This window comes from Deltaproteobacteria bacterium, from assembly GCA_029860075.1.
Taxonomy (GTDB): domain Bacteria; phylum Desulfobacterota; class JADFVX01; order JADFVX01; family JADFVX01; genus JAOUBX01.
This window is the reverse complement of record JAOUBX010000111.1, coordinates 1-12,218: the sequence shown is the minus strand read 5'-3', so window position 1 is coordinate 12,218 and position 12,218 is coordinate 1. Positions and strand designations below refer to the sequence as shown.

Below are 12,218 nucleotides of genomic sequence, written 5' to 3'. Positions count from 1 at the left end.
TGCCCATTCATATCGAGAAAAGGATAATATTTCAGATACATTCATGGTTATACAATTTATTGATTTATTGAGTCATTTAATAACATTAGGAGCAAATTTCATCAAGCTTGTTGTCTCATGTCATCCCCAAAGGTAAACCACCATTTCTATATTAAAATGGGATTCCGGGTCAAGCGCAGATTGACTGACAAATGGCCAGGCGCGCGCGAGGGGGGGGGATAATTTATTTAGTTTATTATTCAAGAGATTAATTACTTTATCTTGATTTTAAATGAAGCTTTTGAAAATTATCTTCAGACTTTTTTATACTCTACCCATTCTTTCTCAAAAGATACAGGTGATTTATAGTTGTTTGCAGAATAAAGTTATCCCCTTCGATTCAACACTGCTGTTAGCAAGCTTAAAGGTAGTGTCGGGTTAGAGTCAAACTCAAATATGAATATGCTCAGCTTTGAGAGAGACTTTTAACAATAGAGTAAAATCCTTGTTTTTCTAAACATTCGGCAACTGCTTCATGGCCATATTTTGTAAAATGATTGTCTTGGGTGTAGTAAAGCATATAAAACTGTTTATTTTTCATAAGACAATTTGATACATCAAAAAAGGGAATTCCATAGTTTCTAAAATTTCTCTCCAATGTTTGATTTGGAGCAAGTTTGTCGAGCAAGCTTTCTTCTATTGAGTAGTATTTTGCTTTGGCTCTCAATAAGTTTTCATTGACTTGATACTTATCGGGCAATGCAATAAATATAATTCTAAAGTTCAAATTGGTTGCCATTCTCATTAATCGCTCCAGTTCTTTATTGAACAATTTATTTGTATTGTCTAAATGCAGAGTATCCGTTCTTATTATATTAAAGATTGGGTTAATAAATTGTTGATTATTATGATTTATTATTTGAACAATTTGTTGCCTAAAAAATTGAATAGTATAGGATCTCTTTAGAAAATTATTGTGATAAACGAAATTATTTATTGATACAAGCAACGATATTGTGTTTTTCTTTTTCTTCTTTTCGCTTGTATTTTGTTTTGTCGCGTAATGATACTTAATGTTATCGAAATCATTCCCTATAAAGACATTAAAGATATATAGATTGGGTCTTCCAATTTCGTTATGCCGCATTTCAACTATATCATTTTGAAAATGCAATGCGCTTCCAGGTACACCGAGGTTCAGGAAACGAATTCCGGATTTTTGTGAAAGCAAGCTTACATAAGTTTCCTGGTCTTCTACGCCCACTCCAAATGTAAATGAGTCGCCTAAAAATGGAACCACTTTACCGCCTTCACTGTATTTTGTGCGTCTCCCTCCAAGCTCGTCTATGTTGGCTTTATTGTCATATTCATAGTGACGAACTGCAAAACTTGAATTTGGTTTGAAGTTCTTAACCTTCCCATTAACCTTAACGACGGGCCAGTTTTGGTCACTACCAAATTCATAAGCCTTTCCTGCTGTCAGTTCCTTCATTCTTAGTTCCAGCCACTCTGGTGAAAATAATCTCAAAATAACCTCCGAGATAAATAATGTAGAAAAAAAGACAATAAAAATTGTAATGATTGAAAATAATATATACTTTCTTTTATTTATCATCTTTGTCTTACCTTGGCATCGCCTTTAAATATATTGTTAGTACTAAGAATAAGAATAGTTTTTGTAGAAATGGTAAGTCAAAATTATTGTGCTCTCATCAGACAGCTTGTCAAGACTTCCCAGGCAGATTCGTGAGAAAAATAGCGGAGGCAAGCGTTAATCGAAGATTGAGCCAGTTGCATACGATACTCCTCATCTTGAGTAATACGATGAATTGCTGAGGCAAAAGTGTTATTATCCTCGGTCTCAACTACTTCCGCTACTCCTGGATTCTCTCTCGCCCACCGCACAGCCGAACAATAGGGGGGGCCATAAATTAATAAAGGCAGACCGGTTGCCGTATAGACAGCCAGTTTACTTGGGAAACTAATTTCCATGTTTGGACGGTCTTTACCCTCAAAGGACATTGGGACAAATAGTACATCAACCTTGTCACGCAAATTTATTATAAGGTCGTTTGTTGATGGAAGTAGTCCCTTCACCTGAATGTTTGGACAGTTCAGATTTGCAGACTTGGCCTGAGCCTCTGTTAAAGGTCCATAGATAAAAACTTGCCCATTATGTGGTTCCAATAGGTCAGCCAATTTTCTCAAAGCCTGTGCATAGGGTCCATGAACAGAGCCGGCAAAAGCAAATATTATTCTTTTCTTATGTTCTTTTATATTGTCAGGCGGTTTGGTAAATACCAATGTATTTGATCCTAGAGAGGGGTAGAGAACTTTTCCTTTTACACCATAACGATTGAAGTACTCTTCCCTCATAAAAGGTGATACACAGAGTTGTGATGCTGCTTGCCTGTATATATGGCCAAATTGTTGTTGCAAATGTTTTCTGAAAAATGTTGGTACACTGCTTATCTCTGGTGTATCATCATGATTTATTATATGAAGCGGTATATTGGAACGTTTAGCATACTCTGCTGCTGTAATCCATAGGTAGCCATGAGCAACAGTTAATACCGCCTCTGGAGAAAAACTACCATGAATTTTATTTATCTTTCTATATTGCTTTGCTGCATTGCAGAGAATAAAAAAAGAGTGCAATTTAGTAAAACGAGTAGGAAAAAAGTCTGATCTGCCTAAAGAAATTGTATGGTATCGCACTCCCAAAAGACGACGGTTAAGAATTGATTTCTGCTTCTCATATTCAATCACTTGAAGTTTCTCAGGCGGATATTTCTGCAAAAGCCTATAAAGTACTACTGAGCCATGGCAGGATGACTCTATGGGAACATTAGATATGCAGAGCAATCGCGGCAATTGCATTTTATTGGATTCGATACTCATTGTTTCATTACAGATAAAAATGGGTTCATATCTAAAAAGCTTGATGATAAATTTCACTTATGGTGTTTGATATTCAAATTGCACTTAAAAATTGGAAAGTTACAATCAGCAGTAAATCAAAAATCATTTTTGGTATTTGTTTCTAATAGAAAGCTTCACTTAGCAACCTCCTTATTATCTATGAGGTCTTCTGACAGGCTAATATTATCATAGTTTCTGGATGCCAGCCAAAAGAGAACACATGAATTCCTATAAGAATTATCAAGCTTTTTTGGACAAGAACCTTTAATTATATTATTTTATCTAATTAAAAAGCAGGCTATATTGCTAAAGTACGGTGATCAACCTAATAATTTTGGATTTTTATAAATAGCCCTGTTGTCCCAACAACGCCTAATAGGTTCAAACTCATCGAGGATAGAAAAAACACTCTTGATATAGTCATCGCAAGTCCATTTTGCTGATCGTTTTAATCCACGCTGCACAAGTGTTTCACGTAGTCCTTCATCTCTATAAAGAGAAATAATAGCATTTGCTATTTGTTCAGGTGATCCCGGATCAACTAATAAAGCGGCATCTCCCAGCTGTTCATCAGAGCCTGAGATCTTTGATGCAATAACGGGACAAGCCAATGAAAAAGCTTCAAGAGGTGGTAGATTGTCAGGCCCAAAAAAACTGACAAAGGTAAGGGCAAAGGCATTGCGGTAAAGCGGTCTTAAATCTTCTTGAGGTACAAAGCCTAGTAAATGCACTTGCTCAGATAAATTGAGATCATTAATTAGTTTTTTAACATAGGAAATATTGCCCATATCAGAGCCAACGAATACAATATTAAAATTTAAATCAAAGTGATCTTTAAGGTACTTAACTGCCAGAAGTAAGTTGGCGTGATTCTTGTGAGCCCAGAATTGAGCTGGATAGAATAGATAATTTTTATCAATATGATATTTTTGCAGAACTTTTTTGTCATCATTTGATTTTACATTTAGGAAGGATACAGGTGCCGGGAATGGCAGTATTTTAATTCTGTCCAATGGGATATTGTAAAAATTCCCAATTTCTTTTCTGCCTGTTTCAGTACCGACAATAATGATTGAGGCACGTCTAAGTATGACAGAGTAATTTTTTTCCCGGCTATTCCATTCGCCATTTTTACTAACCTCCGGGAAATAGGGTTGTAAACGGTGTTGTAAATCAAATACTGTTGTAATGTATGGAATTTCCATTGAAAGGCAACCCGGAGATAAAGACCACGTAATATCAATGCCGTTAGTAAGGAGAGAATCCAGTATATGTTTGTCATAAGCGCTTTCTACTTTGAAGGGAATTCTGGGATTAAGGGATTTTTTTAATGTAGCTGATGCAACGTTTTTGCACCTGGAAAAGAAGCGTTCTTTGAAAGTACGATGTAAATAGATATATTTCAAATTATTCTCTAATACTTTTTTACATGGCTTGTTATTACTGAGGTAAAATAAGAATGAATGTTTGCTTTGAGAGTGAAGTTTAATTAATGAGTTAAATAATCCCCATTCAAAGCTATAGGCGCCTCCTACTTGTGGTAGATTAGAATTTATGAAAACACCGACTTTCATTTATCCTCTTCCAGCAAAGTAAATACCCCATGTATCAAGACCTTGTTCATTATTTGTCATCCATTCTTTGCACGTAATAAAATTAATTTCTGCCTTTTAAAATAATAAATCTCTTTCAGATTTAAATAAATAGCCTGATTTGTGGGTTTCATTTATATTGGTCTTACTCACAAAAAGAGGACACTGTTAATTGATTATATTGTGTTTCTTTTAGCCATTTTGACACATCTCCTTATTTTATATACCTAATTAGTGCGTGTGTCTACTTTTCGTGGGTAACTCGGCAATATAACCGGAGATACCTGATATATCATCACCTAAGTGCATCATTGCAACAGAAATAGCCAGGATAAATCTATAAGTGCCAAACATAAAAGAGGGTAATTATTAATGGATTTTTCTTGTTATGAAGCTTATACAACGCCATAGAGTATGCCAAAATCCTATACTCTGCAATGAGCTTAAAAGGGTAATTTTAAACTTGCTAAAGCAAGACAGTTTCTCTGATGGTGTTGTTATAAGCTTCCATGATATTAGTGGATAAGGTTTCCTCTGATTATTATCTAAAGAAGTTAACTTATTCATGAGATCATCATAAGAATACCCTAAATCACTTATTGTTTTTCTTCCCAGAGTTTCTATATAATTTCTGGCAATATAAACTTTTTGGGGCGTATCAAATTTCTTCCACCAACCATCTGCATAATCTCTGACTGGCTTGGTATGTTTGTATATACTTTTAGGATCAACACCAGCCTTAAAATGTAATTTGCCACCGTAGTTTATCATATCATTTTCAAATGCTATTTCCAGTTTATGGCACAGTTTTTTTACGGTTTGTGTTGGCTCAGTTACAAGTTTTTCATAATTAACTACAATTGCTTTACTGCCAAGCGTCTTAATACCTTCAAGAATTAAATGAGGGGCTGTTAAAATATCGTGCTTTCTGTCTCTTTCAAATAAACCTTGCCAATTCCCATTAAAAATAACAGTAAGAAGGGATGAAAGCACAGCCATAGGATTTCGTAAAATAAAAATAAACTTTGCTCTCGGGAAAAGTCTATACAAATCAGGAATTATAAAATAATATCTCGGAGTTTTATCTAAAAAATATTTTTTTCCTGATGATTGCAAGGCGTTTTCATATAATTGTAATGTCATATTGCGAATGGCACCCTCATATACCTCTTCACCATTAGGCGTTATTTCAAGAAAACGCTTCATGTTAATGTAAGCATATTGAGCTTGATAGTCCGTCTCAATGCCTGATGAACGGAGTCCATATATCTGGTGAAGCATTAACCATGGTTCAGGAAGCGTATGGATTTCTGAATGACTCCCTAAAATATGCTGTAGTAATGTAGAGCCGGAGCGGGGTTGTGAAATAAGAAATATAAGATTGTGATCATCCATTATTTATATAACCAAATCGTTTTAAACTGTTCCCATGCAATTTTATGAAATTCTCTTCAAGGGTAGCGCTAAAGTAATTTTGATAATCGCCCACCCCTCCTTTTCTGACAAAATCAATATCAAAATTAGAGTTTTTGTGAGTTGGAATAGAGTCACGTTGAGCCCTTTCAATTGACCTCATTTTATCCAAACTGCAGTTGTCTACCGCTTGCACAATACGATTGAAATCCGGTTTTAAATCCCCATCTAAATTCAAGAATTCAATTATTTTGAATAAATTATTGACTGGGTCTGATTTTAGATCTTCGTATCTGACCACATGCTTTTGAGTGCTGCTATCAATCCATGATATTACATGCTCCGACCATTTGCCGCCAAACTCTCCTTTATTAAACTTCTCTAAAAAGTCACTAAATTTCAGTGTGCCGGGAATAACTTTGAATTTTATTAGATGCCAATAATAAGAGACGGCAACATCTCTACCATCTCTGACCAGGTATATTATTTTTTTATAACTATCGTTGAACATTGAGTGGCTCTTCAAAAGCCTTGGACTGTTTAAATTGTTTGCTATTTTTGAATCAGCATGGATATCTGGAATTAGTTTTCTTCCTTTCTGAAAATCACATTGTTCTCCTAGCATATAGCTGCATAATAAAAATCGTAACCATGTGTTGCCAGACTTTGGGTATGAAACTATAAAAACATCACTCTCCCTTATATGGAAATTATCTGCATAATCGCTCCTTGTAAAAAAAAGACGTTTAAAATAATTAAGAATGTTAATCATAAAATAGTACGCTCAATAGATTGAATTATCGTTTATTATGTTTGCATTATTTTGATGATTCCATGAATGAGATAAAGCAATTAATCCCCGTTTTCTATTCAGGGTAGTGCCGCTGTCATATATGTCTTTTTCATCTACATTAATAAGCAGAGCACTCTCTATGTGTATAAGACACTCTTTTCTTTGCCTGAGAAGTAAAATATCAACAGAATAGCTTCCCCCGACCAATGGAAAAAAAGGAATAAATAGTTCTATATACCCTGTTGAGAACAATTTTTCAATATCATATCCACTAATTGGAATTGTACTCAATCTGATTATTTCTATGCCAAGAATATCTTTTATGATTACTGCAAAGGCAGGAGATGATAATTTAAAAAAAATTGGATCATGTTTGTAATGAGCTCTAATGATAAGGGGTTCTCCAGTAGCTATTTTATTTGAGGAGGGATTAATAGCTTCAAGCATTGTGAACTCAAAGCCAGGTATCGAAGATCTCTTTAGTATGTCATTTTCAAGCTCTTTTTCAAATGATGAAATTGATAAATAATCATTAATAATATTTTTTGTTATACCTTTACTTACTAGTCTTCCTTTGTCCAGCATTATGGTTATTTCACAAAGTTTTTGTATGGCAGCCATATTATGGCTTACAAATAATATAGTTTTCCCACCCGTTGATGCTTCATGCATTTTTCCCATGCATTTTTTCTGAAATGCAGTGTCCCCGACAGCCAGGACTTCATCGATAATAAGTATTTCCGTTTCTAAGTGCGCAGCCACAGCAAAGGCAAGTCGAACATACATGCCGGAAGAATACCGCTTAACAGGTGTGTCCAAAAACCTCTCAATCTCGGCAAATTCAATTATTTCATCAAACTTTTTCTTAATCTCGGCTTTTGTCATTCCCAGTATTGCGCCGTTGAGGAAAATATTTTCGCGACCTGTCAGTTCAGGATGAAAGCCTGTCCCGACTTCTAACAGGCTAGCTACTCTCCCGCTGATCTCAAAACGACCGTTGGTAGGCTCGGTAATACGGCTAAGGAGCTTTAGTAATGTAGACTTTCCTGCGCCATTCCGGCCTATTATGCCGACTTTATCTCCCTGCTTAATCTCAAAAGAGATATCTTTGAGAGCCCAGAATTCTTCATGAGTTTGATTTTCGAAAGATGAGTTGGTGGATATAAAGGGAGGCAGGCACTTTTTTACGAGGTTGACAGCGCCATTGGTAATTATATCACGCAGGGCCCTATATCGTTCCTGCTTCTCATGACCTATTATGTATTTTTTGGAGAGGTTTTCAACCTTGATTACAGTGTCACTCATATTACGTCTGCAAAGGTTTTCTCAGTTTTGCGGAAATACCAAATGCCGGATATTAATAGGCTTAACACAATTCCGAGGGACAAGATAAAACCAGGCAAAAAGATATTGCTTTTTTCCCCAATGATAGCCCATCGGAAACCATCAATAACACCCACCATCGGATTGAGAGCGTAAATAAGACGCCATTCTTCCGGTACCACACTGCTGCTGAAACCAACAGGCGATACATAAAGGCCAAACTGCACTATAAAAGGAACAATATAGCGGAAATCCCGGTATTTAACGTTTAGCGCCGTTAACCAGAGTCCTGCTCCCATGGCTGCAGCAAAGGCAATTCCGATAAAAAGTGGAAGTGTGAGGATTCGCCAGTCAGGTATGAACTGGTACCAAAGCATAAGTCCTACCAAAATGACGCCTGAAATGAGAAAATCAACGAAACTTGTTATAATGGAACTTGCCGGGATAATAAGGCGCGGAAAGTAAATTTTAGCGATTAGATTGGCGTTTCCAATGAGACTGTTGCTTGCTTCGCTAAGGGCGTTGGCAAAAAACTGCCATGGTAGCATGGCTGCAAAAACAAGAACGGGATAGGGGACGCCTTCCGATGGAAGTTTTGCCAGTTTCCCAAAGATAACCGTAAATATAATCATTATCAGAAACGGTCTGATCAGAGCCCATGCGATGCCAATAACAGTTTGTTTGTAACGAACCAAAATATCCCGCCATGCCAGGAAGTAGAATAACTCCCGGTAGCGCCATATATCTTTCCAATAGTGAGACTCAGTTTTGCCGGCTTCAACGACTAAAGTTTTTTTGTTTATCATTATTTATGTACAATATTTAACTTTACACATTCAATATAGCACATCCGGGATTCTTAAATAAATATCATTGTTGCTTTGTGAAAATGAAACTTTCTTATTGTTTTCAACTCAAATTAATTATATATTTAAAATGCGTTCTTTCATATCGTAATCCTCTCAATTTTTGAATTTGGGGGCGCCACGGTTTCGACGGGGATGATGAAACCGGGACTGCATGCCGAGCTCTGATAACTCGTAAAACTGCCAGACCAAATCATAATCGCCAACGATTACGATTACGCAGTAGCAGCTTAAGCTGCTACCGTTCTGCCGGTCTTTTCCTGCGGGGCTGGACAGAACGCCATTTAGCAGGATAGTTCGCTTTATTCTCCCATCGTGCGGCGGGCGAAACTTTAGATGGGATCGTGGTCGGGCAACTTGAACCGGGGTGATCCCGGCCATTAAATCTAAATCCGGACTAAGCATGTAGAGGTTCCAGGCGTAGTATTTCCGGACGCGGGTTCGACTCCCGCCGCCTCCACCATAATAATATCATATTGACTATTGAAGGTCTGCCCACGTGGCAGGCCTTTTTTAGTTGAATGAAGTTATTATCTTTGAATATAATTCAATTTATTTGTTTATCAGGAGTATTCATGAACGGAAGGTCTAAAGGTGAGATTGAGGGAGAAGTCAGCAAGCTAATTGTACAGTTTGAAAAAGAATATATGGGGAGGGGGCCATCGGAGGTTAGAACTCATGTTGTTGAAGACATGGTTCTTGTGCGCTTGAAAGGTGTTCTTACAAGAGCCGAGCAGAAATTGATTAGTGGTCAGGATGGTACGGAACTGATCAAAAAGTTGAGAGCCACACTTCTGGAAAATACCAAGGAACCTCTCTATGAAGGTATCAAATCGATAACAAATCTGGAGGTCATTACATTTCATACTGATATCAGTACAGTAAGTGGGGAAAAGGTAATTATCTTTACACTTTCTGATGATCTTGAAAAGAAACTGAGAAAATTTTAAGCTTTTAAATATTGAAATTCATTTTCGATTATTCTTGACAAGTTTATGTTCTTTCTGTTAAAAAAGATAGCTTCAAGCAGATGATTTAAGGGGCTTAGCTTTCAGGCAGTAGCAGATTAGATCATAAGCTAAGTGCATAGAGGCAGGCAGTTTAATTACCCAGAGGTTGTTAAAATGAGGGCCGACATCTTAGACCTATTTATGGTGTGATGTCGGCCTTTTTTATTTTTAGGATTTTAAAAAACGTTTAAGTGAGGAAAAAGCAATGGCAAAAGAAAAGATATTATGGACAAAGATAGACGAGGCGCCTGCATTGGCGACCTACTCCCTGCTTCCCATCGTGCAGGCATTTACCGGTGTGGCCGGTGTATCCGTTGAGGCGAGGGATATTTCCCTGGCGGGAAGGGTCATCTGCCAGTTTCCCGAGAGACTGACAGATGCGCAGAAGATTGACGATGAATTGACCAAGCTCGGTGAGCTGGCCAAGACGCCTGATGCCAACATCATCAAGCTTCCTAACGTTAGCGCTTCCATTCCGCAGCTCAAAGCGACCATTAAGGAACTCCAGGATCATGGCTACAATCTGCCTGAGTTTCCTGAAAACCCTCAGAATGATGAAGAGAAGGATATTAAGGAAAGATATTCCAGATGTCTCGGAAGTGCTGTTAACCCCGTACTTCGTGAAGGAAACTCCGACCGTCGTGCCGCCGATGCCGTTAAAAACTTCGCCAAGAAGAATCCCCACAGAATGGGCGCATGGAAGCCTGATTCCAGGACGCACGTAGCCACCATGAGCAGCGGTGACTTTGCTTCCAACGAAGTTTCAACGACCATAGCTGAAGCGACTGATGCCAGGATCGAATTTGTCGATGGTAACGGCAGTACTACTACCCTTACAGAGAAGCTTCCCCTCCAGAAGGGTGAAGTCGTTGACGCCACCTTCATGAGCAAGAAAGCACTCAGAAAATTCCTTGCCGATGAAATTGATGATGCGAAAAAGCAGGGTATTCTCTTCTCTCTCCACATGAAGGCCACCATGATGAAGGTGTCCGACCCCATGATTTTCGGTCACTGCGTTGAGGTTTACTATAAAGATGCTATCGAGAAGCATGCCGACACCATTAAGGAACTGGGTGTTAACTTCAGAAACGGTCTCGGTGATCTCTATGCCAGGATTGAAAATCTCCCTGCCGACAAGAAGGCTGAAATCGAAGCGGACATCGAAGCAGTTTATAAAACCCGTCCTGAACTGGCCATGGTTGATTCGGACAAGGGAATTACCAACCTCCACGTACCAAGTGACATCATTATCGATGCTTCCATGCCTCCCGTTATTCGTGACGGCGGTATTATGTGGGACCCCAAAGGTAATCCGGCTGAAGCCAAGTGTACTATTCCTGACCACAGCTATGCGGCACTTTACAGCGAGACTATCGAAAATTGCAGGAAGAACGGTGCTCTCGATCCTTCAACCATGGGTACGGTACCTAACGTTGGCCTTATGGCTCAGAAGGCGGAAGAATACGGTTCTCATCCGACCACTTTCGAAGCGCCCGGCGACGGTAGCATCCGTATTGTTGATGCTGGTGGAAATGTTATTCACGAGCAGCAGGTTGAAGAGGGTGATATCTGGCGTTCCGCCCGTGTTAAGGATGCCCCAATCCAGGACTGGGTTAAACTTGCTGTAACAAGAGCAAGAGCAACCGGTGATCCTGCCGTATTCTGGCTCGATCCTGATCGTGCACATCACATCGAGATCAGGAAGAAGGTTGATCAGTACCTGAAAGACCACGATACAAACGGTCTTGATATTCGTATCATGAGCGTTGCTGAAGCGGCAAAGCTTTCTGTTGAAAGAATGAGAGAAGGAAAAAACACCATCTCTGTAACAGGTAACGTCCTCAGGGATTACAACACGGACCTTTACCCAATCCTCGAGCTCAATACAAGCGCCAAGATGCTCTCCATCGTTCCTCTCATGGAAGGTGGCGGACTCTTTGAAACAGGCGCCGGTGGGTCTGCACCAAAACACGTACAGCAGTTCCTCAAAGAAGGGTATCTCCGTTGGGATTCTCTCGGTGAGTTCCTCGCACTGGCTGAATCCATCAAGCACCTTGCCAACGTTTATAACAATGACAAGGCAAATGTTCTGGCTGCAACGCTTGAGCAGGCCAACGAGAAGTTCCTCAACGAGAATAAATCACCCACTCGCAGGCTCGGTGGTATCGACAACCGTGGAAGCCACTTCTACCTCGCCCTTTACTGGGCGGAAGCGCTGGCGGCACAGAGTGACGATGCCGATCTTGCAGCGACTTTCGCACCCGTAGCAAAAGCGCTGGCTGATAACGAGTCAAAGATCAATGACGAACTCATCGGCGCC

At 38.9% G+C, this 12,218-nt stretch carries 9 protein-coding genes and 1 other RNA gene; 3 read left to right on the top strand and 7 right to left on the bottom strand.

Going from position 1 to position 12,218, the window contains the following annotated elements:
* Positions 1-445: 445 nt before the first annotated feature.
* The 7 genes from OEV42_20160 to OEV42_20130 form a co-directional block, all read right to left on the bottom strand.
* Positions 446-1,507 carry an SGNH/GDSL hydrolase family protein gene (locus tag OEV42_20160; protein MDH3976584.1) on the bottom strand — a complete coding sequence of 354 codons (1,062 nt, stop codon included), beginning with the start codon at positions 1,505-1,507 and terminating at the stop codon, positions 446-448.
* A gap of 170 nt (positions 1,508-1,677) precedes the next feature.
* Positions 1,678-2,937, bottom strand: coding sequence for a hypothetical protein (locus OEV42_20155; protein ID MDH3976583.1), 1,260 nt, complete (start codon positions 2,935-2,937; stop codon positions 1,678-1,680).
* Between the two features lie 284 nt (positions 2,938-3,221).
* On the bottom strand, positions 3,222-4,475 hold the full coding sequence (locus tag OEV42_20150) for a glycosyltransferase family 4 protein (GenBank protein MDH3976582.1): 1,254 nt from the start codon (positions 4,473-4,475) through the stop codon (positions 3,222-3,224).
* Positions 4,476-4,862: 387 nt separating this feature from the next.
* Positions 4,863-5,888, bottom strand: a complete 1,026-nt coding sequence (locus tag OEV42_20145; protein ID MDH3976581.1) for a sulfotransferase — start codon at positions 5,886-5,888, stop codon at positions 4,863-4,865.
* Entirely contained in the window at positions 5,881-6,678 is a 798-nt protein-coding gene (locus OEV42_20140) for a sulfotransferase domain-containing protein (protein ID MDH3976580.1), read from the bottom strand. The genes OEV42_20145 and OEV42_20140 overlap by 8 nt, the downstream gene beginning before the upstream one ends.
* Positions 6,679-6,690: 12 nt before the next feature.
* The gene (locus OEV42_20135) at positions 6,691-8,004 is read right to left on the bottom strand and encodes an ABC transporter ATP-binding protein (protein MDH3976579.1); all 1,314 of its coding nucleotides are present in this window, start codon (positions 8,002-8,004) and stop codon (positions 6,691-6,693) included.
* Positions 8,001-8,828 (bottom strand): ABC transporter permease, encoded by an 828-nt coding sequence (locus OEV42_20130; GenBank protein ID MDH3976578.1) that lies wholly within the window; start codon positions 8,826-8,828, stop codon positions 8,001-8,003. Before OEV42_20130 ends, OEV42_20135 begins: the two co-directional genes overlap by 4 nt.
* A 171-nt stretch (positions 8,829-8,999) precedes the next feature.
* On the opposite strand from OEV42_20130, the gene ssrA reads away from it, so the two are divergent.
* The 3 genes from ssrA to OEV42_20115 form a co-directional block, all read left to right on the top strand.
* Positions 9,000-9,351, top strand: a transfer-messenger RNA (tmRNA) gene (gene ssrA, locus OEV42_20125).
* Between the two features lie 112 nt (positions 9,352-9,463).
* Positions 9,464-9,838 carry a DUF2294 domain-containing protein gene (locus tag OEV42_20120; protein ID MDH3976577.1) on the top strand — a complete coding sequence of 125 codons (375 nt, stop codon included), beginning with the start codon at positions 9,464-9,466 and terminating at the stop codon, positions 9,836-9,838.
* Positions 9,839-10,103: 265 nt separating this feature from the next.
* The coding region (locus OEV42_20115) for an NADP-dependent isocitrate dehydrogenase (protein ID MDH3976576.1) at positions 10,104-12,218 on the top strand (2,115 nt) is incomplete at its 3' end.

Coding starts and splice junctions, on each gene's coding strand:
- OEV42_20150 (MDH3976582.1), bottom strand. CDS start 4,475: ATGAAAGTCGGTGTTTTCATAAATTCTAATCTACCACAAGTAGGAGGC.
- OEV42_20145 (MDH3976581.1), bottom strand. CDS start 5,888: ATGGATGATCACAATCTTATATTTCTTATTTCACAACCCCGCTCCGGC.
- OEV42_20140 (MDH3976580.1), bottom strand. CDS start 6,678: ATGATTAACATTCTTAATTATTTTAAACGTCTTTTTTTTACAAGGAGC.
- OEV42_20135 (MDH3976579.1), bottom strand. CDS start 8,004: ATGAGTGACACTGTAATCAAGGTTGAAAACCTCTCCAAAAAATACATA.
- OEV42_20130 (MDH3976578.1), bottom strand. CDS start 8,828: ATGATAAACAAAAAAACTTTAGTCGTTGAAGCCGGCAAAACTGAGTCT.
- OEV42_20120 (MDH3976577.1), top strand. CDS start 9,464: ATGAACGGAAGGTCTAAAGGTGAGATTGAGGGAGAAGTCAGCAAGCTA.